We start from the raw sequence: 23,941 nt of genomic DNA on the forward strand, positions 1-23,941 counted from the left end.
CCGCGCGTCAGGCTGGACGCCGATTGGCCGCCGCCGGTCCACGCCTTCGTCCGTCGGAGCGACCGGCGTTGTACGATTCCGCCGGTCGAGCGGGTGAGGCGAGGCCCATGAGTGACGCACCCCGTTTCGGGATCTGGGCGGCCGTCCACGGCTCGCGCGCGTCCCACCACGATCCGGACGAGCCGGACGATGCCAGCTGGACGCGCAACCGGGCTCTGGTGCTGGAAGCCGAGGCACTGGGCTTCGACTCGGTCCTGGTGGCCCAGCACACGGCGAACCCTTACGACGACGAGCGCGACCAGCTGGAAGCCTGGACGGCCTCCGCTGCGCTCGCCGCCCTGACCCGTCGCATCGAGATCATCGCGGCGATCAAGCCCGGGCTCTACCATCCGGTCGTGCTCGCCAAGATGGCCCTGCAGATCGAGCATGTGAGCGAGGGTCGCTTCGCCCTCAACCTCGTGAATGCCTGGAACAAGGCCGAGTTCGAGCGGGCGGGCCTGCCCTTCCCGCCCCATGACGACCGCTACGCCTGTGGCCAGGAATGGATCGGCCTCGTGGACCGCCTGATGCGGGGCGAGCGCGTGACCCACGCAGGCCGGCATTTCCAGATCGAGGATTACCAGTTGCGCCCGGCCGGCACCTTCCGGCCCCGGCCGACGATCTATCTCGGCGGCGAATCCGAGCCGGCCCGTGCCCTGGCGGCGGAGCGGGCGGATGTCTGGTTCATCAACGGACAGCCTCTCGACGACGTCAAAGCGCTGATCGCGGACGTGGCGCGCCGGCCCGCCGCCAACGCGCCCCTGCGCTACGGCCTCTCCGCCTTCGTGATCGCCCGCGAGACGGATTCCGAGGCGCAGGCCGAGCATGCCCGGCTCCTCGCCCTGGCCCGGCGCGACGAGGGATTACGGAATGCCACGAGAGCCCGGACCGACGCCGCGAGCGTGATGTTCGCCAAGACCGATGCGGCAGCGGCCCAGCATGTCGGCACCAATGGCGGCACGGCGGCCGGGCTCGTGGGCAGCTACGAGACCGTCGCCGCGCGCATCCGCGCCTTTCATGACGCCGGCATCGACCTGTTCATGCTGCAGTTCCAGCCGTTCGAGGCCGAGATGCGGCGCTTTGCGAAGGAGATCCTGCCGCGCGTGCGGTGAGCCCGTGGGACGGCGGATGAGGTGCGACTTTCATCCTCCGCCCCGGGGTTGCATCGTGATGTCCCTTTTGCATGAGGCCGAACATCTATATGTCGGAGGGTCAAGCAGGAGGATCTGACGATGCCGAAGGTGTCACAGGCGCAGGCCAAGCTGAACCGGCAACGGGTCGTCGAGGTCGCCGCCGCCCTGTTCCGCGAGCGTGGGCTGCACGGCGTCGGCGTCGCCGACATCATGGCCTCGGCGGGCCTGACGCATGGCGGCTTCTACGGCCAATTCGCCAGCAAGGAGGCGCTGGCGGTCGAGGCGTTCGATCTGGCCGCCAATCAGAACTGGCGCCCCGACGATCTCGACGGATGGATGGCGAGTTACCTGACCCTCGGTCACGTTCGAAATCCGGGCGTCGGCTGTCCGCTGGCGGCCATGGTCAACGACGTGTCGCGCGAGGCGCCCGGTTCTCCGTTGCGGGCGCGGTTCCTCCATGGTGCACGCGACCTGATCGAGCGCATGACGGGCCTCCTTCCCGCGGCCCTGGCGAAACGGCGGCGGCAGCGGGCCCTGGCGAGCCTGTCGCTCATGATCGGAGCCGTCGCCCTGGCCCGCGCCATCGACGACGACGCGCTCAGCGAGGAGGTGCTGGCGGCGGCCCGCGGCGTCCTCACCACGGGCAAGGTCGGCTGAAGAGGCGCGGGCTCAGCCCTTCCAGGCCTTGAGCGCCGCGAAGGGGCTGGAGGCCGGATCGGGCTGGGGCGGGTTGAGCACCGGCTCCACCTGGGAGACGGCATCGGCCAGGGAGAAGGCCGATCCGGCATTCAGCTTGCCGCCGGCCGCATCCTTATGGCCGCCGCCACGGAACTTGCGCGCGCCGTCCAGCGCCGTTTCGTTGTTCGAGCGGAACGACAGCGAACCCGTGCGCTGGACATTGACCACACGGGTCGCCCTGCCGCCCTCCATCACGAGGTCGGACACGCGCTGGAACATGCCGGAATCGAGGCCGAAGGAGAGCAGCGTCCCATCCGAGAGCCGCTGGAACAGGGCATCCGACCGGGCCAGCGCCCGGGCCATCCGCATGCGGGTGGTGAGGGACGGGTCGTCCTGAGGCTCGTCGGCCAGGAGCGCATCCACGAGGCGACGCCGGGTCGCGGCGATCTCGGCCTCGACGCGGGCCGGCGATGCCCCTTCGCGCAACAGGGCGGAGACCGCCCGCAGCAGCGCGCTGATGAAGCGGTCATGCCAGGGATGGCCCACGGGGATCAGGGTCGCGACGTTGTCCCAGAAGATCTCGTCCAGGGCGAGGCCGCCCCGGAAGGTCGGGCGCTCCTTCTTCCACAGGTCGAGGGCATCGACGGCGGCGACAAGCGTCTCGAGTTCCTCGGTCGTCTCGCCCTCGACGTCGCGTGAGGCGTAGAGCTCCCGATGCTCGTAGGCGAGGCGGGTGGCGCAGCGGTCCTCGTCGATGAGGACGATCACGTTCGGGTCGGGGAGTTCGACCCGCGTCAGGCCGGGTCTTTCCGGCACGGACGCGAGGGTGAGGCCCTGCTCGCGCAGCTGGTCGAGGGAGGAGGCATGGTGGTCGAGCACGATCAGCCGGTGCCGCGCGGCCTCGTCGCGACGCAGGTTCATGGAAGTGAACCGGGTGATGAAGGTGACGGCGACGGCCTCCAGGCCGAGATCCGTCATGATCAGGCATTCGGGCGCCTGGGCGCGGGAGAGCCGCTTCAGTTCCGCATCGACCACCGGGCCGACATCGGCATAGCGCGGGATATGGACGATCCGCGACACGTCGAGGAAGGCACCGACGATGGTCGAGGCTCCGTAGCCGTCGAGGTCGTGGTGGGTCAGCTGGGTGACGGTCAAGGTTCGTCCTCGTGGCTCGGGTCTTCCGCTCGCCTTATGGGGCAGACGGACGGCCTCGGCGAGCCATACCACCGGGGATCGGGTGAAATTCCCCGGCGGCGGCGCGTTACGCCGCGCGACGCGGCCCCTCCGGTTCCTGCTGCGTGAGCGAGTGTTTGGCATGGCAAGCGGCTGGAGCATGCGTCCGGGGACGTCGCGGGCTTTTGCGCTCACGCTTCGAGACAACACGATCGACCCAGCTTTCCTCCTCACGGTACACGCAGGAGTCACCGTCTTCGTTCAGCCCCTGTCCAGCTTCGCAAATATAATGTCATTCAACGGCTCAGCTTGTCCGCGCATGACATCTCAAATAGATCTCTATTGACGATGTGATTCCGAGGGGAGACGCTGCTTGTGCAAGCTTAAAGGTTTCTGAATACATTTTTCAGAACGCGTTAAAGCGCTCGTCACTAGGACCGACACCGACATAACGGTGGAGAACCATGACGATCGACGCCAGCGATATCCACGGCCCTTTCGAGGTGCTGGACGCGGGGAAGCGGGCCTCCGGCTCCCACGCCACCGGCGGCGAAGCGTCGTCTTCCGAAGCAGCGTCCTTGGCCTGCCCCGCCGCGGCCGGAGCGCGAGCCGGCATGGATACGGAATCCCGGCGCCGGATCGGACGAAACCTCCGCATCCTCTACGGCGACGTCCTGAATCTGCCGCTGCCCGACCGGTTCGAGGCCCTCCTCACCGAACTCTCGGCCAAGCCTGCTTCGCGGGAGACCTCATGATGACCAGCCTCCTTCATCCCGTCGGAACGCCCGCCGGCGCCGATTCCGAGATGCGCGATCTCCTGCTCGGCGCGATCCCGGCCCTCAGGGCCTTCGCCTATTCGCTGACCTACGATCTCGACCGCAGCGACGACCTGGTTCAGGACACGCTGGTGCGCGCCTGGACCAAGGCGGACAGCTTCGCTCGCGGCACGAACCTGACGGCGTGGCTGTTCACCATCCTGCGCAACCTGTTCTATTCCGAGCAGCGCAAGCGCAAGCGCGAGGTCGAGGATGCCGACGGGGCCCATGCCGGCCGACTGACCAGCCTGCCCGAGCAGGAGATCCGGGTGGAGATGCGGGAGTTCCAGGCCGCCCTAGACCTGCTGCCGCTTAGCCAGCGCGAGGCCCTCGTCCTCGTGGGCGCGCAGAGCTTCACCTACGAGGAGGCCGCCGAGATCTGCGGCGTCGCCGTGGGCACGATGAAGAGCCGCGTGAGCCGCGCCCGTGGCCGGCTGATCGAGACTTTGGGCATGAACGGCACCCAGGATATCGGGGCCGACGCGTTCACGCGGGCGGCGCTGGGCGGCGCCTGACGCCGCCGCGCCGGCCTCCTGGGACGGCGGCTCGGCGTATCGCGGAAGGTGCCCTTACTTGCACTCCTCGCGGGCGCGCTTCATCGCGTCACCGAATCCCGCCAGCGCGTATTCGTCGCTGGTGGAGGTGCCGCGCATGGACACCGTCTTGACTTGGACCTTGGCCAGTTTGGCCATCTCGCCGACGAGGCGGGCTTCCTCGGACGGGTTCTGCAGCCAGGCGTTCTCGTCCTTCACCACCAAGCCGTACTGCGAGGTGCCGAGGCTCAGGGTCGGATCGGAGGCTGCGGTGGCGTTGGCCTTTGCCTGGCTGGCGGCGGGCTTGGGCGGGAAGCCGAACATCACCGCGACCTCGTTCTGGACGTTGTCACCCTTGCGGATGGTCACGAACAGGTAGGCGGTGTCGCGCTTGAGGGTCTTCGGCGACCGGGCCTGGGGCTGGGCGATGGCGTAGCAGGTGCGCGACTTGCCCTGGCCGTTGGCGAAGACGTTCCAGTCGCCGAAAATGGCCACCGGCGTCGCCTGCTGCATGCCCGGCGCGCTCACCGCCTTCTTCCTCTCCCGCCCGCGTCCCCGGGATTTCGCCGGAGCCTCGGTCTCCGCGGCGGCCTCCTGCTGCGCCATGGCCGGCGACGGACCGGTGAAATGGGCTGGGCCGAGGATCGGCAGGACAGCCGCCGTGGCGCTGACGACGAGGAGGCGGCGGAGAGGATGCGGCATCGTGTTCAGGTTCTCGAATACGAAAGAAAAGCCGCCGGCAGCGCGCGCGGCGGACCTGCGTCATCGGCGGCGTTCGTCGTGGTGTCGACACATGCTGCCAAATTGTCCGGAATTGCGGCGGGACGGCATCCCGTCGGACCGGATCGAGCATCGGGTTCGCGCAAGAGCCCCGCAGTCCCGGAGGATTCAGGCCGGGTGTGCCTCCGGTCCGAAGGTCGATCCCGCGAGGATGGCACCCATCGCCATCTCCACTCGAGGCGGCTCGGCGACCGCCACGCCGACCGTCGACAGATCGGCGATGGAGGCCGCCAGATGCGGTGCGGTGGCCGTCGCTTCCATCACGTCGCGGACGGGCAGGGCGCGGGGCTTCGGGTCGTTGTAGGGCGTGTTGTAGCATTTGCGGATCGATGCCCAGAAGGCGGAGCTGTCCGCCTCGGGCAGGCGGGCCAGAACGGCATCGATCAGCGTGGTGGCTTCCGCCGCGAGGGCGGCGGTGTCTTCGGGATTCATCCAACTCTCGACGGGCATCGACATCTCCGGCGTGCTTGGTCCGAGCTTTAGGCAGGATCACATAGCTCGACCGTGAACGCATCCGCTCCGGCCGAGCTTTTTTGTCGCCCTGTGAATCACGCTGTCGCGGCTGGCGCGTCGAGCAGCGCCAGCCAGCGTGTGGCCTGCGCCCTCACGTTGTCCGGCGCGGTGCCGCCATAGCTGGTGCGGCTGGTGACGGAATTCTCCACGCCCAGCACCGCATAGACCGCATCGGTGATCCTGGGCTCCGCTTCCTGCATCTCGGAGAGGGACAGTTCCTCCAGCCCGATCCCCTTGGCGGAGGCGGCGCCGACGAGGCGGCCCGTGACGTGGTGCGCCTCGCGGAACGGCAGGCCGAGCTCGCGCACGAGCCAGTCGGCGAGGTCCGTGGCGGTGGCGTAGCCGGAGCCGGCGGCGCGGGCGAGCACCTCGGCATTGGGCTCCAGATCGCGGACCATGCCGGTCATGGCGGCCAGACACAGGGAGAGCGCCTGGAGCGCGTCGAACGTGCCCTCCTTGTCCTCCTGCATGTCCTTCGAATAGGCCAGCGGCAGGCCCTTCATCACGATGAGCAGGCCGGTCAGCGCGCCGATGACGCGGCCGGACTTGGCGCGAACGAGCTCGGCCGCATCCGGGTTGCGCTTCTGCGGCATGATCGACGAGCCGGTGGTGTAGCCGTCCGACAGTTTCACGAAGTTGAACTGGGCCGAGGTCCAGACCACCAGTTCCTCGGCGAAGCGCGACAGGTGCACGGCGCAGATCGAGGCGGCGGAGAGCGATTCCAGGGCGAAGTCGCGGTCGGCCACGGAATCGAGGGAGTTGGCGGTGGGCCGGTCGAACCCGAGCGCTTGCGCCGTGGCGTGACGGTCGATGGGGAAAGAGGTGCCGGCCAGCGCCGCGGCCCCGAGCGGACATTCGTTGAGCCGCGCGCGGGCATCGCGGAACCGGCTACGGTCGCGGGCCAGCATCTCCACATAGGCGAGGCAATGGTGCCCGAACGTCACGGGCTGGGCCGATTGCAGATGGGTGAAGCCCGGCATCACGGTCGACGCATGGGCAAGGGCCTTCTCGGCCAGGGCCCGCTGCAGGCCGGCGGCCTGCTCGTCGAGGCTGTCGAGGGTGTCGCGCACCCAGAGCTTCATGTCGGTGGCGACTTGGTCGTTGCGCGAACGCGCGGTATGCAGCCGCCCGGCCGTGGGGCCGACGATCTCGGTGAGACGGCTCTCGACGGACATGTGGATGTCCTCGAGCTCACGCTTGAACACGAAGCCGCCGCCCTCGATTTCCGCGCGCACGGCCTTGAGACCGTCCTCGATCGCTGCCACATCGGCCGATGGCAGGATGCCCGCCTTGCCCAGCATCGCCACATGCGCCAGCGAGCCGCGGATGTCCTGGGGTGCGAGGCGCTTGTCGAATCCGATGGAGGCGTTGATCTCCTCCATGATCTCGGCGGGGCCGCTCGCGAAGCGCCCGCCCCACATCCGGTTGCTCATGTCGACACTGTTCCTCTCGGCCGCCCCATCCACCCGTCGGGCGACGCAACGATGATGCCCGGAGCCAAGGCGACCCTGGCTGCGGGAGCCGTCGTCGCCGTCCTGATCGCGGGCGGTCTCGCCGTATACGGGACGCGTCCGACCGGCGGCAACAGCGAGGCTGTGGCCGAGCCGTGCCGCGGCGCTGTGGAGACGATCGCGCGCCTCGCGCCCCACGCCCGTGGCGAGGTGGCGGCCATGGAAATCTCCAAGGTTCCCCGCCCCTCGCCGGACCTCGTGTTCAAGGGGCCGGACGGCTCCGACCGGACCCTGGCCCAGTTGCAGGGCCGCCTCGCGCTGGTGAACCTATGGGCGACCTGGTGCGCCCCCTGCAAGGCCGAGATGCCGGCCCTCGACCGGCTCGAGCAGACGCTGGGGGGGACGGACTTCACCGTCGCGGCGATCAATGTGGACACGCGCAATCTCGAGAAGCCGCCGCAATGGCTGAAGGAGAATGGGATCACGAACCTCGCCTACTATGCCGATCCCGGCGGGCGGGTCCTGCCGGCCATGCAGAAGGCGACAGGTTCGCTCGGCCTGCCCACGACGATGCTGGTGGACGCCAAGGGCTGTATCCTCGGCGTGATGAAGGGACCGGCCGATTGGGGCAGCGAGGATGCCATGCGGCTGATACGAGGGGCGCTCGGCCGCGCGCCGGATTGAATCCAAGCCCAGGTGAGACCGGACCTCGCGCCCGATCATGGCGGCGGCCGATGCTCGCTCTTATCAGTGTTCGCGCCATTCAGCCTCGGTTGTGTTCAGTCTAGGAATGGACGCGACACGAATTTGTTTCTGCCGCTCAGGGCGTGGCAAGTGACGATCTGCGACGTTACGGGATCTTAAGACGATCGGTGTTCCATCCGAAATTCGGATTTCGAGGTCACCGCTTCCATGTTTCCTAAGTCTTTTTCTGTTCGAGCAAAGCTCGTCGCCAGCTTCGGAATCATGTTCTTGTTGTCGGCTGCACTTGCAGGGGCATCGCTGTATTTCCTTCGGGCGGTCAATGACATCGCGCGGGAAATGCGGGACGATCACCTGCCAAACACCGAGATGCTCGGCAGGATCCAGGTTCTCGCCCTGCGGCAGCGGGTGAGTGGCGGGCGCCTGATCAACGCGGATACGCCGGAGTTGCGCGCCAGCGCCGCCGCCACGCTCAAATTGCGGGCCGATGAGATGCGCGACGTCCAGGCCGCCTACACGCCTCGCCTGGACACGGCCGAGGAGAAGGCACTGTACAAGGCGTTCGAGACCCAATGGGTTGCCTACCTTGCGTTGCAGGACGGCATCGTCATGGAGGCGCAGGCCGGCAATCTCGCCCAGGCCCAGCGCACTTACAACACGACCATGTCGACGGGGATCAGTGCGGTGCTGACCGAGCTTCAGAAGCTCGTCACCTACGAAGCACGCGTGGCGCGCGAAAGCGGCGCCCAAGCGCAGGCGACCTATGACGGTGCGGTGATCGCGACCATGGTCCTCGTCGCCATCGCGGCGCTCATGGCTTCAGGCGCCGCCATCATGCTGGCACTCACCGTGAGCCGCCCCTTGCGCCGGATGACCTCGGCGATGGAGCTTCTGGCGGGGGGAGACACGGATATCGACGTCCCCGGCATCGATCGCATGGACGAAGTGGGCGCGATGGCGAAATCCGTCATGGTGTTCAAGGACAACATCATTCGCACACGTGCCCTGGAGGCGGAAACCGAAGCCGCGCGCGCCGGCTCCGAGGCCCAGCGCAGGGCGGTCATGCTCGACATGGCCGATCGGTTCGAGGCCGCGGTCGGCGGCATCGCCACTCAGGTCAGCGCCGCCGCCACGGAGTTGCAGGCCACGGCGGGCAGCATGAGCGCCACCGCCGCGATGACCGCCCGACGCTCCGGCAATGCCGCGACCGCTGCGGACACCGCCGCCGCCAACGTCACCACGGTGGCCTCTGCCGCCGAGGAACTCGGCTCGTCGGTCCAGGAGATCGGCCGCCAGATGCAAGGCTCCGCCAGCCTCTCCCAACGTGCCGTCATCGAGGCGGCCGAGACCGCCGCGCTCGTTCGCGATCTCAGCGAGTCCACCGCCCGCATAGGCGATGTGGTGTCCCTGATCTCGACGATCGCGGGCCAGACCAACCTGCTGGCGCTGAATGCCACCATCGAGGCCGCGCGCGCGGGCGAGGCGGGGAGGGGCTTTGCCGTGGTCGCCTCCGAAGTGAAGGCACTGGCGAGCCAGACCGCCAAGGCGACCGAGGAGATCACCGGCCAGATCGCGCGCGTCCAGGCTTCCACCGGCATGGCGGTCTCGGCGATTGCCGGCATCACCCAGCGTATCCGTGAGATCGACGACGTGTCCGCTTCCATCGCCGCGGCCGTGGAGGAGCAGGGCGCGGCGACCCAGGAGATCGTCCGCAACGTCACCGAAGCCTCGGCCGGGACCAGGGAGGTCACGCAGAACGTCAGTGCCGTGGCCTCGGCCGCCGAGGAGACGGGGGCCGCCTCGGCCCAGGTTCTCGCCTCGGCCTCGGAATTGTCACTGCAGTTCAACCAACTCGATGCCGCGATGTCGCAGTTCCTCTCCACGGTCCGGGCCGCATGACAGCGGGCGCCTGATCCGCCGTAAACCTTTCCGGTCCTGGATCATTATGCCTTCGTCGCATCGGGATCGGCAGGTGCGATGGCACGGCGGCTCTCGTCCGCGACGGCTGGGAGTGAGAACGATGCGCCTCGTGGGAATCTTGATGGCGGGGCTCCTCGGCCTCGCGCCCGCCTGCGCCGTCGAGGCGCCGGCCTATCTCCTCGTCGGGCTCGACGGAAAGACCTTCTTCCTGCCCGAGGGCGGCCGGAACGGTCCCAACGGCCGCGATGCGCTGGCCATCGTCGATGTGAGCGACGAGGCTCGCCCCCGCCTCGCTCATGTCCTGCCCCTCGACAATTCCGTCTACGGGCCGCCCACCAACCTGCAGATCACCCCGGACGGACGGCTCGGGCTGGTGGCGAGTTCGGTGCTCATGCGGCAGGAGGGCGAGGCCTGGTACGCGCAGGCGGACGACCGGCTCCACGTGATCGACCTCCTCGCGGACCCGCCGCGTCTGGTGGAGACCATCCGCGTCGGGCGCCAGCCCTCGGGCCTCGCCATCGCACGGACAGGCGATGTCGCCCTCGTGGCCAACCGCGAGGGCCGCAGCGTCACGATCCTGTCGATCGCGGGGACGAGCGTGCGCGCCGTGTCCACCGTGGATGTCGGCGACGAGGCGGCGGCTTTGGCCATCGCCCCGGACGGGCGCCGCGCGTTCGTGGCCAAGAACAAGGCGGCCAAGGTGGGTGTCCTCGCCCTCGACGGCGCCAAAGCCACCTACGATCCGGCCCTCGACCTTCCCGTCGGCCCCGGCATCTATGGCCTCGAGGTCACGCCCGACGGGCGTTTGGCACTCGCCGCCAATACCGGCCCCGAGCCCAGCGACGGGCACGCCGACAGCGTCAGCGTGATCCGGGCCGATGCGCCGCGCCCGGTGGTGATCGATCATCTCGGCATCGGCGATACGCCCGAAACCCTGACGATCTCGCCCGATGGCCGGCACGCGGCGGTGGCCGTGGTGCGCGGATCGAGCGCTCCGGCGAGCGGCCCCGGCTACACCCCGACCGGGGCGGTGGCGCTGCTCACCATCGATCTGTCGGGGCTCGTCCGCCGCACGGGAGAGGCCGAGGCGGGGGCGGTGACGCAAGGCATCGCCTTCAGTCCATCGGGATCGCATATCTATATCGGCAATTACGTGGACCGAACCATCGGCGTCTACCGCATTGACGGAGATGCAGTTCACGATACGGGGTTTCGGCTGAGCTTGCCCGGCCAACCGGCCTCGATGCGGGGGCGGGCCGGACAGTAACACCGGGACCTGCCGTGTGCGGCTCACCTTGCCTGTGCGACCCGATACGGAGAACCAGCCGGTCGGACGAGATTAATCCCCGTATCGCCGGTGATTTAATTCTGGAACCCGTCTGATTTGTCACCGGTTTTTCGGTTTCGATACAGAGAGAGGCGCGCAAGCCGAAAGCATAGGCTGTGCTGGCACGCCGCCGACACGATGCGGGGAGGAATGATGCGAGATCGATACGAGGGTTCAGAGCGATCGAGACGTCACGGTCGCATCATCGCCGTTGCTCTCGGTCTGTCGTTCCTTGTCGGCCTGTCTGGAGCACGGGCCGCCGTCACCGGAACGGGGGGCGGACCTGAAACCACCGTCACGGCGCCTCATACGTCGACCACGGGCCAGACCGTTCCGCCGGGTGCGGCCGGCGCCCCCATCGTCGATCCGAACGAGCGGACCAACCGGCAGAAGCAGCTGGACCGCGTCCTGAACGGGATCTGTCGGGGCTGTTGATCCGAGAGGATCAGGCCCGGCGCAGGCGCAGGCCGAAGGCCCGTAGGGTCCCGAGCAACAGGGCGGCGTAAATGAGGGCGCCGAGAAGCCCGAGAAGCCCGAGCACCACGATCTCGCGGAAATGCGGCAGGGCCGGTACCGACCGTTCCACAATCGGCAGGCCGTAGATCGCCGTGGCGGCGAGGGCGGCGCAGGCGACGACCACGCCGATGATCGTTACGCCGAGGCCCCGGCTCGGTGCCGTCCAGCCCCGACGCCAGGCAAGCCCCACGAGGAGCGCGAGGTTCAGCCATTGGCCGATGGCGGTGGCGAGCGCCAGGCCGGTCACGCCGTAGGGGCCGGTGAGCACGATCTTGAGCGCGACGTTGAGGGCGATGGAAGCGAGCGAGGCGATGAGCGGTGTCATCGTGTCCTGGCGTGCGTAGAAACTCGCCACCGCGCTGCGCACCAGCACTACGGCGGGGAGCGCGAGGCCGTAGGCGGCGAGTACCGAAGCGGCGCGGGCGGCATCCTCGGCGCTGAACGCTCCGCGCTGGAACAGCGCCGTCATCATCAGGCCCGGCAGGGTGAGGAAGGCGATGGTGAAGGGGGCCGATAAAGCGAGCGAGAAGCCCGCCGCCCGGTTCTGCGCCGCATGCGCCCCCGCAACGTCGCCCTTGGCGATCCGCCGGCTCATCTCCGGAAGCAGCACCGTTCCCGCCGCGATGGCGATGACGCCGAAGGGCAGCTGGTACAGCCGGTCGGCGTAGTAGAGAGCCGAGACCGCTCCGGTGGGCAGGAAACTCGCGATGATCGTGTCGGCGAAGGAGGCGATCTGAAATCCGGCCGCGCCAATCACCGCCGGACCGAGCACCTTGAAGAACCGCGTCATCGCCGGATCGCGCAAGGTCGGCCTCCCCAATTCCGGCGCGATGCCCGCGCGCTGGCAGCCGAGCCAGACGAGGCCGAATTGCAGCACGCCCGAGACGGAGACGCCCCAGGCGGCGGCATAGGCGGCGTTCGGAAAGAACCCCGCCAGCGCCAGGGCCACCAGCATCGACAGGTTGAGGAGAACCGGTGCTCCCGCCGCCACGGCGAAGCGGCGATGGGCATTGAGGATGCCCGACAGCAGGGTCACCAGGGTGATGAAGAGGAGGTAGGGAAAGGTGATCCGTGTCAGCGCGACGGCGAGATCGAAGCGCAGGGGATCGTCCGAGAAGCCCGGTGCCAGGGCCCGCACCACCCAGGGCATCGCCGACCACGCAAGGGCGAGCAGCACGATCTGCGTCAGTAGCAGAAGGGTGAAGACGCGGGTCGCGAAGCGCCTGGCCGCGCCTTCCTCGCCGGTCTCCGAAAGGCCGGCATAGCTCGGGACGAAGGCGGTGTTGAACGCCCCCTCGCCGAAGATGGCGCGGAAATGGTTCGGCAGCCGGAATGCGACCACGAAGGCATCGGCCACCGGACCGGCACCGAGCACGGCCGCCATCACCACGTCGCGGGCAAAGCCGGTGACGCGGGACACCAGCGTCCAGCCGCCGACGGAGAGGATGCTGCGGATCATGATGGGATCGATCTCGACGTCGCGATCCCTCCCCCCTTTGCGGGGGAGGGTGGCCCGCGAAGCGGGTCGGGAGAGGGGAACGCGTTATCCGGAGGGGCCGACCCCTCACCCGCCTGCTCCGCAGGCACCCTCTCCCGCAGAGGGGAGAGGGATCGGACGCACGTCCGACAAGGTGGACACGACAGCGCCGCAGATCGGGAGACCCGCGGCGCCGGAATCGAAAAGACTTACTTGGACGCTTCGCCGTAGAGCTTCTCGACGTATTCCCAGTTCACCAGGTTCTCGATGAACGCCTTGAGGTAGTCGGGGCGGCGGTTGCGGTAGTCGATGTAGTAGGAGTGCTCCCACACGTCGACGCCGAGGATGGGCTTCGCGCCATGCACCAGCGGGTTCTCGCCGTTGGGGGTCTTCAGGATCGCGAGCTTGCCGTCCTTGACCGCGAGCCACGCCCAGCCCGAGCCGAACTGGCTGACGCCAGCCTGGATGAAGTCCGCCTTGAACTTGTCGAAGCCGCCGAGATCCTCATCGATCTTCGCGGCCAGGGCCGCCGGGGCCGCGCCGCCGCCATTGGGCTTCATCCAGTTCCAGAAATGGAGGTGGTTGAAGTGCTGGCCGGCATTGTTGAACAGCGGCTGGTTGGTGCCGTAGGACGCCGTGACGATCTCCTCGACGGTCTTGCCTTCGAGACCCGTGCCTTCGAGCAGCTTGTTGCCGGTGTCGACATAGGCCTTGTGGTGCTTGTCGTGGTGGAACTCGAGGGTCTCCTTCGACATGTAGGGGCCGAGCGCGTCGTAGGCGTAGGGCAGTTCGGGCAGGGTGAAGGTCATCGGCAGGTCTCCCGGGTCTGGTGGCACAGGATGGCGGGTCTCGCTCCGAGGGATGCGAGGGTCGCGCCGTCATCCGGCCAACGCGCTCGTACCTAAGTCGCTCCTCCGCCAAGGGCAACGGGCGTCCGGTATCGAACGGTGAACGGGGATTTCCTTGCCGATCGATTTTGCAAAACCCGGGCCGGGCCTTACTGTGCGCGCCGCACTTCCTACGTGCAGGCGTCATCTAGAGAGTTCCATGATCCTCGCGCTGTTCGCGCTCGCCGTCGTCATGATCGTCGGCGGCATTGCCTCCGTCGTCCAGGGCTTCCCCTATGTCAGGCTGGAAAGCGGATGGACGATGACCATCGCGGGGGCCGCCACGGCCTCGTCCGGCGCGCTCCTCCTCGGCCTTGCCGTGGTCGCCACCTACCTGAAGCGTCTGGAGCGGGTCCTGCTGGAGCAGGGGGCCGGGCTCGGCGTCGATCCTTCGGTGTTCGAGGCACGGGGCCGGATCGAGCCGCCGGAGCTCGGCGCGGCCGATGGGGCGGAGGAGGCGGTCTCCCCCGGGCGGCAGCGCCCGAGCGCGGTGGGGCTCGCCGAGCCGAGGCCCCCGTCGCCGCCCCGTTTCGCTGACGATGCCGCGCCCGCATTGCCCCTCGGCAGCGACCCGGCATCGCCCCTCCTGCCGGATCTCCTGCCCGATCCGCCGCCGCCCCCCGTCGAGGACGCCCGGCAGAGCCCGATCCGCGCGGTCGAGCCCGATTCCGAGGCGGCACCGGCGCGCCGGATCAAGCCGAACAAGCCGCCGCGGGCGGTCAAGCCGACGGCCATGGTCGATACGGTCATTCCGGCACCGGAGCCCGCGCCCATTGTCGCGGACGCCCCCCCGGCGCCAGTCGCGGTGCCTCCATCGCCGCCCCGCGAGGCCGATCGGGAGGAGCCCCTGGGCCTGCGATCGTCCGTCGTGGATGAGCCGGAGACTGCGCCGGAGCCCGTGCCCGCCCCGCCGCCGCCGCCGCCCGAGGAAGCCGATCCGGCCGCGAGCCCCGCCAAGGGCGGTCTTGCGGTGGTGGGCACTTACGCCTCCGGTGGCAACACCTACGTGATGTACTCGAACGGCTCCATCGAGGCGGATACGCCGCGCGGCCAGTTCACCTTCGATTCCCTCGACGAGCTCAAGGCCTTCGTCGAGGCGGGCGGCGAAGAGGGGGCCGCCCGCGGCGCGGCGTGACGCTCCGTCAGGCCAGCGGGTTCAGCCCCTCGGTCCGGGCGGGCAGCGGCGCCGTCATGGTCAGGCGAAACCCTTCGGGCGGATAGCTCGTGGCGATGTCGGCACGGACCTGGGCCGTGAGCACGCGCTGCAGCAGGCGTGAGCCGAAACCCTGGCGGGTCGGCGGTCGCACCGGGGGCCCCTCGGATTCCGACCATTCGAGATGCAGCGTCTTGCCGCCCGCATTCTCCGTGACGTTCCAGGTGATGGTGACCCGTCCCTCCTGCGTCGAGAGCGCGCCGTGTTTCGCCGCGTTGGTGGTCAGTTCGTGGATCGCCATGCCGATCGGAACCGCGATCTCGGAGGCGAGGTCCACCGGTGGCCCGTCGAGGACGATCCGCCTCGCGCCCGGACCGTCCGAGGCACCGTCGCCATAGGGTCTGAGTTCGTTCTCCAGGAGGTTGCGCAGGGAGGCGGTCTGCCAGGTATCCTCGGTGAGGACCGAATGGGTATGGGCGAGCGACATGATCCGCCCGACGAAAGCCTCGTAGAAACTCTCGATGCTCGACGCCGTGCGGGCGGTGGAGCCGACGATGGCCTGGACGGTCGCCAGAGTGTTCTTCACCCGGTGGTGCAATTCGCGGATCAGCAGGGCCTGCCGCTCTTCGGCGATCCTGCGTTCGGTCACGTCGGCGACGACGCCAATGAGCCTGCGGGGGAGGCGGTCGGGGGCGTCGCTCTCGAAACGCCCGGCCATGTCGATGATGCGCCACGCGCCGTCATGCGCGCGTTGGATGCGGCCGCTGGCCTGAAGGGTGGAATCCTCGCGCAGAGCCGTCGAGATCGCCCGGCGGAACGCGGGGCGGTCGTCGGGATGGAGGACGGTACTCAGGAATTCGCGCTTGCCGAGTGCCCCCTCCTCGGGGCGACGCCCGAAGATCGCGAACATGCGCTCGTTCTCCCAGACGGCCTGATCGTCCAGCATGTGCCATTCGAAGATGCCGAGTTCGGCCAGCGACGTGGCGATGCGCAGGCGCTCCTCGCTCTCGCGGAGGGCGTCGCGCGCGCCCACCCGCGTCGTCACGTCCTGCAGCACGCCCACCACGATTCCGGACCGGTCGCCCACGGCACCGATCGCCTGCCCCCTGGCACTGACCCGGATCTCGATGTCGTCGCCCGCGCGACGCAGGCGGGCTTCGATGGCGAAGGGGGTGTCGGCGCGCATCGCCGCACGGGCGGTCGCCTTCACCCTCTCCACCTCGGGTGCCTCCATCAGGCCAGCGACCTGCGGCCAGGTCAGTGACGTACCGGGAGGGAAGCCGAGGATATGGGCCGCCCGCCGCGACACTCTGAGGAGCCCGTCCGCGAGATCGATCCGCCATTCTCCGAGCCCGGCGGCGGTGAGGGCGGCGCGGTTCTCCTCCGAGCGCACGATGTCGTCGGCGTCGACCCGTTCCACTACGAAGGTTCGAAGGTGGCCCTCATCCGTGGCCGCCGAAGGTCGGATGCGGACGTCCAGTGGCGTGCCGCTCGTGGTGGTCCAGCGCCGGATGCCGGCGGAGAGCACGTCGGGATCGTCTCCGAACACGGTGACGGGTTGGCCCGGTAGGCTTCCGGCTTCGTATCCGAGCAGGGTCGTCAGGAACCGGTTGGCATCGTAGATGCGATTCGTGGCGGGATCGACGATCACCAGGCCGATCCCGGCCTCCTCGAAGCCGCGCCGATAGGGGTCGGCCGGGGAGCGCGCATCCCCTGGCACTGGCGATCCTCGATCAGATCCGCTGCCCACTCCGCACCCTCACTCGGCGGCGCCCCGGACTCGTATGGGGCATCATCGCTCGATCCGGTAACCCCGGATGCTCGTTGCCTCGGCATCTGAGGTCGCAACGCTCTGCGCCGCAAGGGCTTACGACGAAAAAGCAGTGCTGGACCGCACCCGTTCAGCCGAGGCGGCGGAACTCCAGGTAGGTCGGACCACGGCCGGCCGCGATCGCCTTGGCCTCGTAGCGGGTGCCCGGCCATTCCGGGAAGGGTCGCGTCCAATCGGCCGCCGCTTCGGCGGTCCAGTCGAGGGCGTCGCACCGGGCCGCCCGCACCAGGGTCCAGCCCGCATAATCGTCGATGTCGCTGGCAAAACGGAAGACGCCGCCGGGCTTCAGGACCCGGGCGATCTCGGCCAGTGTCTCGTCCGAGACGAACCGCCGCTTGCGCTGGCGGCGCTTGGGCCAGGGATCGGGATAGAGCAGGTAGACGCGGGCGAGGCTCGCATCCGGAATGGCGGCGAGGAGTTGCGTGGCGTCCTCGTCCCAGATCCGGACATTGGCGAGGTCGCCGTCATCCACGGCCCGCAGCAGCTTGACGACGCCGTTGACGAAAGGCTCGGCGCCGATGATGCCGACCTGTGGGTGGCGCGTAGCCTGGGCGGCCAGATGCTCGCCGCCGCCGAACCCGATCTCGAGCCAGACCTCGTCCACCGGATGCGGGAAAAGCGTGGGCAGGTCGAGCCGCGCACCTTCCGCCGGCAGCGCGACGCGCAGGCGCGGCAGCAGATCGGCCAGACGTTGCTCCTGTCCGGCCCGCAGGCGCTTGCCCTTGCGCCGGCCGTAGAAGGCACGGTCCGCGCCCTCGATTGCCGTCCCGCCCTCGTCGGGCGGGAGTTCATCCCGCCCGTACGCCACGGGTCAGGACAGGGCCGACTTGAGCTTGTCGGCGAGGTCGGTGCGCTCCCACGAGAAGCCGCCGTCATCCTCGGGCTTGCGGCCGAAATGGCCGTAGGCGGATGTGCGGGCGTAGATCGGCTTGTTGAGGCCGAGGGCGAGGCGGATGCCGCGGGGCGAGAGGTCGAGCGCGTCCATCAGCACGGTCTCGAGCTTGGCCTCGTCGACGGTCCCGGTGCCGTGCAGGTCCACGTAGATCGAGAGCGGCTTGGCGACGCCGATGGCGTAGGCGAGCTGGATCGTGGCGCGGGTGGCGAGGCCGGCGGCCACCACGTTCTTGGCGAGGTAGCGCGCGGCGTAGGCCGCCGAACGGTCGACCTTGGTCGGATCCTTGCCCGAGAAGGCGCCGCCGCCATGCGGTGCCGCGCCGCCATAGGTGTCGACGATGATCTTGCGGCCGGTGAGGCCGGCATCCCCATCCGGGCCGCCGATGACGAACTTGCCGGTGGGATTGACGTGCCAGACGGTCTCCTCGCCGACCCAGCCCTGGGGCAGGGCCGCCAGGATGTAGGGCTCGACGATGGCGCGCACGTCGGCGGAATCGAGGGTTTCGTCGATGTGCTGGGTGGACAGCACGATCTGGGTGACGCCGACCGGACGGCCGTTCTCGTAGCGGACGGTGACCTGGCTCTTGGCATCGGGGCCGAGCTTGGCCGCATCGCCCTGCTTACCCTTGCGGGCGTCGGCCAGATCCTTGAGGATCTTGTGGGCGTAGTAGATCGGCGCCGGCATCAGCTCGGGCGTCTCGTCCGAGGCGTAGCCGAACATGATGCCCTGGTCGCCGGCACCCTCGTCCTTGTTGCCGGACGAATCCACGCCCTGCGCGATATCGGCGGACTGGGCGTGGAGGTGGATGGCGATGTCGTTGTTCTTCCAGTGGAAGCCCGACTGCTCGTAGCCGATGTCCTTCACCGCTTCACGGGTGAGGTGCTCCAGGTGCTCGAAGGTCACGGAATCCGGGCCGCGCACCTCGCCCGCGATGACGATGCGGTTGGTGGTGGCCAGGGTCTCGACCCCGAGGCGAGCTTCCGGCATCGCGGAAATATAGGCATCCACGATGGTGTCCGAGATCCGGTCGCAGACCTTGTCCGGATGGCCTTCGGAGACCGACTCGCTGGTGAACAGGTAGTTGGAACGCGGCATCTGAGGCCCCCCGGTTTCGGGTTCGCCTCGGCAGCGTTCGACCCGGTCTTCGGAACGGAGAGCTTCTGGCACTCCCTCCTCAGGCGGTCAAGATGACAAACCGAACGTATCCGCTAAAACGAACGAATCATACTGTAGATCAGCCGTTCAGCTTCTCGTCGAGGGCATGGATGGCAGCGGCGAACTCGCGGCGGTTGGCGTCCGAGAAATGCTCCGTCACGTGCTTGGCCACGACATCGACGAGACCGCTCCACGCGGCCTGCGCTCCATCCTGGGGTACGAAGGCCTGCTGGGGTGCCTCGCTCAGTCCGCGGGGCGGGGCGTCGTCGCTACGGTTCATGCCATCGAAGAAGTAATCGATCGGCATGCCGGTCATGCGGCTCAGAATCTCGAGATGGATCGCGCTGATGCGGTTGATGCCCTTCTCGTACTTCTGGAGTTGTGCCGCAGACATGCCAAAGCTCTGGGCGACACGTTTCTGGGTCAGGGCCGATTTCTTCCTTTGCTCGGCGATGCGCATGCCGACATGGACATCGCGTGCATCGGTCTTTTGCCCAGCCATGTCAGATCCCGTCCAGTCTCATGAGCTTTGCCGCGCACCTTGCCCTCGGGCGGATCCTCGACGCTCATGCTTCTTATGGTCGCTGTTTCTTCCACGTTCCCTTGTTCAACCCAACCCGAAAAAGACGGCACGGCCGCACTATTCCACGCCCTTGCCCGGCATTCGGCCGGGAGACGCGCGATCGGTCGAGGATGGGGTGATGGTGGCGTCCCCGGCAGGTCTCGAACCTGCGACCCCAGGTTTCATCCCACTTCGGCTTCCGCCGCCGCCCCTTGCCGGAGCGTTCGTGGTCTGGACTATCCCTTCGCCATGGATCGATCGGGAATGACCCTTCGCGATCTTTAGGCGCCGCCCGTCTAGTCTCTACACCTTCCCCGGATGGCTCCGGGGCTTGGCTCGGGATCGGCCGGACCAGCAAGCGTGCGGGCCGTGGGCGTTCCCCGAATTTGAGCGGATCCGCCGCGTGGTTTCCCCTCGCGACGCCCAATTGAAGTTTAGGAAACCTGTGCTCTGTCCAGCTGAGCTACGGAGACTCACCAAGCGTTTCCCTAGCATCATCGGACGGGGAGGCCAACCGGCGCTTGGAGCGGCAGTTTCAGGCCACCTTGCGCCGCAGCCACCGGCGCGCCTTCTGCGCGCGGGCGAACCATTCCGGATGGCTGCGCAGCCAGACCTTCGAGGCCTCGGCTCCCGCGATCGCGTGCTTCACCAGGCGGCCGCGCAGGGTCACGACCTCGTAGAGCTCGCTCAGGTCACGGGTCTGAACGCCGAAATCGGATTTGTAGGGCATCACGCCGACGGTGAAATCGAAATAGCCGAGCCCCTCGGCGCGGGCCCAGCGCAGGGTTTCGGCGACGATGTGCAGGCCCGGCGAGGTGTTGCGCCAGGCCTCTCCCGCCATGGTCAGCAGGATGCCATGGAAGGTCCCGCCATGGACGAGGCCGTAGGCGCAGGCGATCCATTCCCCATCGACCGCCAGTCCGAACAGGCGGACCGGTCCGCCGACGAGGCCCCGATGGGCGCACTCACGGTAGAACGCCTCCACATCGGGCCGCGAGAGCAGGTTGAACCGGCCGATCTCGGCGAAGCGCGAGCGGCGCTGCTCCACCAGCGCATCGAAGATCCGGTCGATCTCCTCGGCGCTTCGCGCCTCCACGAAGGTGACGGTGCCCGCCCGCTCCAGGCGCCGGCGCAGCTTGGCCATGTCCTTCAGGGTGCTGGGACGGCACAGGCGCGCGAGCAGCGTCTCGGCGTCGCCCTCGATGGCGACGCCCGAGGCCTGCATGTCCATCCGGCTGCAGCCGGGCAGGGTGGCGAAGGGATTCGGCCGGCCGGTCACGTCGTCGGGGATGCGGCTGATCTGGATCAGGTCGGCCCGGGGGAGCACGTCGCGGATCGCCCTCCAGGCCTGGGCCATCTCGTCGGCGGAGAGGTCGATGCAGGGGGCGAGGATCGGTGCCGCATAGTCGCAGACGCCGAGATCGAGCCAGGTGATCGTCCGGTAGCCGCGAAGGCGCAGACGTGCCAGCGGCACCAGCATGACCGAACGCCCGTTGGCGTCGGTCACCTCGACGATGACCGGCTCGGCCTTGGAGGCGGTGCCCAGGCGCTCGACGACGGCCGTCGCCCAGTCGAGGCGCTGATAGGCCGTGGCGGTGCCATCGGATTCGAGCCTGCTCCAGAGATGGGCGACCGTCGCCATCGTCGTGTGGAGGCGCGCCTGGTAACCGCCGAGGGAGGTGGGGCGCGTCGGTGCGGGGACGTCTTGGATCACGCTCATGACTGGGATGTCCTGGCTGTCGCTGCGCGGCGAGACACACCCGCGCGCGCATCCGACGTGTCGGGATGGATGGTGCGAGGAGCCTCGCGGAAGGGGAGGCGGGTCATCGGCCGACCCCCGCCTCGGTATCGCGGCCGAGGTCGGACCGCATCCGAGGCAGGACGGAGCGCCAGGGCTTCAGCATCCACAGGCAACCCGCCAGGACCACGACTTCCGAACACAGGACGCCGAAGAGCGACCAGGCCGGCTGAGCCACCAGCAGCAGGCCGATCACGGCGACGGCGCCGATTCCCACGCTCACGCCCGCGATGACCGAGAGGGGACGGAAGTCCTGCATCGTCTCCATCAGCACCCGCATCGGCGCGTGGATGAGCGAGACCGTGACGATGGCCCAGGCCGCCACCGCGATCAGCGTCATCGGCGCCGCCGTGAACTGGCCGGCGAACAGCTTGTGCTCGATGAGTTCGAGCGCCCAGAGGATGATGGCGCCGTAGGCGATGCAGCCGAGCCCGAGGAGGCCGGAGCAGATGAAGGCGAAGCGGCGGGCGAGGGTGAATTCGCCCCGGGCGAGATGGCCCGCCACCTCGGGCTGGACCATGTTGATGAGGGCGGATGCCGAGAGCCGCAGGGGTGAGAACAGCACGAAGGTGGCGGCCATCGGCGCATAGGCGGCCGGCCCCGCGATGGCGGCCACGAGAAGGCTCTGCCCCTGGCCCTGGACATTGGCGGTGGTGACGTTGACCAGCGACCACGACAGGGTCGGGATCATGGCCCCGTAGCGGCGGCGCACCGAGCGGCCGAGGCTGAGCCGGATCGGTTCCCGCAGCAGGGCCAGCGATGCGACGATGCCGAGGCCGTTGGCGCAGGCCAGGGCGAACAGGGTCTCGTCGAGGCTGGGCGCGCCCTGGAAATGGATCATCGCCACGGTGAAGGCGGTGCCCGAGAGGGCGAAGACCACGTCTCCCAGCCCCGAGATCGCCGGCCGGTGCTTGGCGAAGAGCGCGAGGCGGAGATAGCTGCGGAGCGACCAGAGGCCGACGAAAAGGCTCCCCGCGAGGGCATTGATGTCCGAGGTCGCTATCAGCGCCGCGCAGACCCCGGCCCCGATCGTCGCGGAGAGGATGACCGCCACCGTACCGAAGGTCACGTCGAACCCGCGCGCCGCGCGTCGTCCGGCGCGCGGCGGAATCGCGATGGTGGCCGGCACGCCGGCCAGCGACCGGATGTAGGTGAGCGCCAGCCCTCCCACGAGGAAGAGGATGGCGAAGCGTCCGTAATCGTGCGGGCTCAGGCTTCGCGCGAGGACGATGTTGATCCCGAAATGGAAGGCGCTCTGGGTGACTTCGCCCCCCAGCATGAGGATGAAGCGGCGCGCGAGGCGGTTCAGACCGTGCATGACGATTCAGCTCGCCGCGACGGCGCTGGCATCGACGCCCGCGCGACCGCCGATGCGGGCATGGATCATTGCCACCAGCCCTTCCGCTGCGGCGGCCTCGCCGAACAGAGCCGCGTAGCGAGCGCGGGCGGCCGCCGGAAAGTCCTGCCATGAAGCCGGATCGGTCACGATCCGCTCCAGGGCGGAGGCGAGGCTCGGCGCATCGTCGGGCGTGACGACCCAGCCGCTCGACCCCTCCTCGACCACCTCCGTCAGCCCGCCGATGCGGGACACGACGGGGGGGCGGCCATAGGCCATGGCCTCGATCGCCACGCGGCCGAGGGATTCCGGCAGGCGCGACGGCACCGTGACCACGTCGGCCCAGCGATAGAGATCGGATGGATCGTCGACGAAGGGAGACAGGCGGATGATCGAGCCGAGTCCCGCATCCGCGATCTGGCGGCCGAGCGCCTCTTCGCGCGCCGTATCCTCGAAGGCGCTGCCGACGATGCGGACCTCGAGCCGCGCGCGCACCTCCGGCGGCAGCGAGCGGATCGCCTCGACCAGGATCTCCTGGCCCTTGATGCGGCTGATCCGGCCCAGCATCAGCAGGCGCAGGCGACGCGAGCCGTCATAGGTCGAGGCCGGTGGCGTCTCGGGACCCGCAATGCCGTTATAGACCACCCGCATGGCGACCTTGGAGGTCAGCGAGAAGGCCTTCGCGGTGGCGCGGGAGTTGAACACGATATCGGCCCCGCTCCAGCGGATCAGCCCGCGCAGCAGCTTCAGGGTGGCGCCCTGAGGGATCTCGTGGACATGCACGATGGCACGGCCGGGGCAGAGCCGGGCGGCCAGGAGATAATCCGCCACCACCGAGGTGTTGATGTAGACGAGGTCGCTCGCGCGCAGCCGCCGCCAGGCGCGCAGCATCGCCACCGGCAGCGTGAGCAGGCCGAGGGTGGCGAGGCGCGGCAGGTCGCGCCGCCGGAGAATCCAGAGCGGCTCGAACACGATCCGCGAGGCAACGCCTTCGAGGGCGGCCACGATGGGGCCGGTGCGGGGCAGGACGACGTCGATGACGGCGGCGGGATAGGCCGCGCGAAAGATCCGCACGCTCTCAACGAAGCTGCGGTCGGACCCGTAGAGTTCGTATCCCTGGTGGACGCAGGTGATGCGCATGCCGACTCGACCCTAATCCCGACCTGAACTGCCCCAAGATGACATGCCACGATGTTTTCAATCGTTACCGGGCAAGAACCTCACCCAGTGTAATCATGGGGCATGGTTGCCTGGAGATGTTTCTCGT

Annotated in this window: 21 protein-coding genes; 8 read left to right on the plus strand and 13 right to left on the minus strand. The window is 68.5% G+C overall.

All coding sequences use genetic code 11. The annotated features are described in order from the left end of the window. The first annotated feature begins 107 nt into the window (after positions 1-107). Positions 108-1,151, plus strand: a complete 1,044-nt coding sequence (locus ASF34_RS09945; RefSeq protein ID WP_056160820.1) for an LLM class flavin-dependent oxidoreductase — start codon at positions 108-110, stop codon at positions 1,149-1,151. A 120-nt stretch (positions 1,152-1,271) separates the two neighbouring features. Next, entirely contained in the window at positions 1,272-1,829 is a 558-nt protein-coding gene (locus ASF34_RS09950) for a TetR/AcrR family transcriptional regulator (RefSeq protein WP_056147816.1), read from the plus strand. 12 nt (positions 1,830-1,841) lie between these two features. On the opposite strand, the gene ASF34_RS09955 is transcribed toward ASF34_RS09950, so the two are convergent. Beyond that, positions 1,842-3,005: a dimethylmenaquinone methyltransferase gene (locus ASF34_RS09955; RefSeq protein ID WP_056160822.1), complete on the minus strand. Its 1,164-nt coding sequence runs from the start codon at positions 3,003-3,005 to the stop codon at positions 1,842-1,844. Between the two features lie 482 nt (positions 3,006-3,487). Between ASF34_RS09955 and ASF34_RS23435 the strand changes: the two genes are divergently transcribed. Together ASF34_RS23435 and ASF34_RS09965 are read left to right on the plus strand one after the other, a co-directional pair. Beyond that, positions 3,488-3,778, plus strand: a complete 291-nt coding sequence (locus ASF34_RS23435; protein ID WP_056160824.1) for a NepR family anti-sigma factor — start codon at positions 3,488-3,490, stop codon at positions 3,776-3,778. Beyond that, positions 3,778-4,353: a sigma-70 family RNA polymerase sigma factor gene (locus ASF34_RS09965; protein ID WP_018041784.1), complete on the plus strand. Its 576-nt coding sequence runs from the start codon at positions 3,778-3,780 to the stop codon at positions 4,351-4,353. The genes ASF34_RS23435 and ASF34_RS09965 overlap by 1 nt, the downstream gene beginning before the upstream one ends. 54 nt (positions 4,354-4,407) lie before the next feature. Here ASF34_RS09965 and ASF34_RS09970 read toward each other — a convergent pair whose 3' ends face one another. The 3 genes from ASF34_RS09970 to argH all read right to left on the minus strand — a co-directional run bounded on the left by ASF34_RS09970 (position 4,408) and on the right by argH (position 7,097). Beyond that, positions 4,408-5,073: a hypothetical protein gene (locus ASF34_RS09970; protein ID WP_018041785.1), complete on the minus strand. Its 666-nt coding sequence runs from the start codon at positions 5,071-5,073 to the stop codon at positions 4,408-4,410. A 186-nt stretch (positions 5,074-5,259) separates the two neighbouring features. Then, a complete protein-coding gene (locus ASF34_RS09975; RefSeq protein ID WP_056161162.1) occupies positions 5,260-5,583 on the minus strand; it encodes a hypothetical protein in 324 nt (107 codons plus the stop codon). Between the two features lie 116 nt (positions 5,584-5,699). Continuing rightward, the gene (gene argH, locus ASF34_RS09980) at positions 5,700-7,097 is read right to left on the minus strand and encodes an argininosuccinate lyase (protein ID WP_056160826.1); all 1,398 of its coding nucleotides are present in this window, start codon (positions 7,095-7,097) and stop codon (positions 5,700-5,702) included. Positions 7,098-7,151: 54 nt separating this feature from the next. On the opposite strand from argH, the gene tlpA reads away from it, so the two are divergent. From tlpA to ASF34_RS09995, 3 genes are all read left to right on the plus strand, one after another. After that, positions 7,152-7,799, plus strand: a complete 648-nt coding sequence (tlpA, locus tag ASF34_RS09985; protein WP_056160828.1) for a thiol:disulfide interchange protein TlpA — start codon at positions 7,152-7,154, stop codon at positions 7,797-7,799. 228 nt (positions 7,800-8,027) lie between these two features. Then, complete coding sequence (locus ASF34_RS09990) at positions 8,028-9,716, plus strand: methyl-accepting chemotaxis protein (protein ID WP_056160830.1); 1,689 nt, start codon at positions 8,028-8,030, stop codon at positions 9,714-9,716. Between the two features lie 121 nt (positions 9,717-9,837). Beyond that, the gene (locus ASF34_RS09995) at positions 9,838-11,004 is read left to right on the plus strand and encodes a YncE family protein (RefSeq protein WP_056160832.1); all 1,167 of its coding nucleotides are present in this window, start codon (positions 9,838-9,840) and stop codon (positions 11,002-11,004) included. Positions 11,005-11,509: 505 nt separating this feature from the next. Here ASF34_RS09995 and murJ read toward each other — a convergent pair. Both murJ and ASF34_RS10005 read right to left on the minus strand, forming a co-directional pair. Further along, positions 11,510-13,039 carry a murein biosynthesis integral membrane protein MurJ gene (murJ, locus tag ASF34_RS10000; RefSeq protein ID WP_056160833.1) on the minus strand — a complete coding sequence of 510 codons (1,530 nt, stop codon included), beginning with the start codon at positions 13,037-13,039 and terminating at the stop codon, positions 11,510-11,512. Positions 13,040-13,266: 227 nt separating this feature from the next. Next, a complete protein-coding gene (locus ASF34_RS10005; protein ID WP_018041792.1) occupies positions 13,267-13,866 on the minus strand; it encodes a superoxide dismutase in 600 nt (199 codons plus the stop codon). Positions 13,867-14,104: 238 nt separating this feature from the next. On the opposite strand from ASF34_RS10005, the gene ASF34_RS10010 reads away from it, so the two are divergent. Beyond that, positions 14,105-15,079, plus strand: coding sequence for a hypothetical protein (locus ASF34_RS10010; RefSeq protein WP_056160835.1), 975 nt, complete (start codon positions 14,105-14,107; stop codon positions 15,077-15,079). Between the two features lie 7 nt (positions 15,080-15,086). Here ASF34_RS10010 and ASF34_RS10015 read toward each other — a convergent pair whose 3' ends face one another. From ASF34_RS10015 to ASF34_RS10045, 7 genes are all read right to left on the minus strand, one after another. Continuing rightward, positions 15,087-16,847 (minus strand): sensor histidine kinase, encoded by a 1,761-nt coding sequence (locus tag ASF34_RS10015; RefSeq protein WP_056160837.1) that lies wholly within the window; start codon positions 16,845-16,847, stop codon positions 15,087-15,089. 151 nt (positions 16,848-16,998) lie between these two features. Continuing rightward, a complete protein-coding gene (gene trmB / locus ASF34_RS10020) occupies positions 16,999-17,736 on the minus strand; it encodes a tRNA (guanosine(46)-N7)-methyltransferase TrmB (RefSeq protein ID WP_200913245.1) in 738 nt (245 codons plus the stop codon). Positions 17,737-17,739: 3 nt separating this feature from the next. Then, positions 17,740-18,918: a methionine adenosyltransferase gene (gene metK, locus ASF34_RS10025; protein ID WP_018041796.1), complete on the minus strand. Its 1,179-nt coding sequence runs from the start codon at positions 18,916-18,918 to the stop codon at positions 17,740-17,742. Positions 18,919-19,057: 139 nt separating this feature from the next. Next, entirely contained in the window at positions 19,058-19,480 is a 423-nt protein-coding gene (locus tag ASF34_RS10030; RefSeq protein ID WP_056160839.1) for a helix-turn-helix domain-containing protein, read from the minus strand. 595 nt (positions 19,481-20,075) lie between these two features. After that, positions 20,076-21,260 (minus strand): GNAT family N-acetyltransferase, encoded by a 1,185-nt coding sequence (locus ASF34_RS10035; protein WP_056160841.1) that lies wholly within the window; start codon positions 21,258-21,260, stop codon positions 20,076-20,078. 103 nt (positions 21,261-21,363) lie between these two features. Next, a complete protein-coding gene (locus ASF34_RS10040) occupies positions 21,364-22,656 on the minus strand; it encodes a hypothetical protein (protein ID WP_056160842.1) in 1,293 nt (430 codons plus the stop codon). A gap of 6 nt (positions 22,657-22,662) precedes the next feature. Further along, positions 22,663-23,814: a glycosyltransferase gene (locus ASF34_RS10045; RefSeq protein WP_056160844.1), complete on the minus strand. Its 1,152-nt coding sequence runs from the start codon at positions 23,812-23,814 to the stop codon at positions 22,663-22,665. Positions 23,815-23,941 lie beyond the last annotated feature (127 nt).

The sequence above is a fragment of the Methylobacterium sp. Leaf106 genome, assembly GCF_001422895.1.
Classification (GTDB): domain Bacteria; phylum Pseudomonadota; class Alphaproteobacteria; order Rhizobiales; family Beijerinckiaceae; genus Methylobacterium; species Methylobacterium bullatum.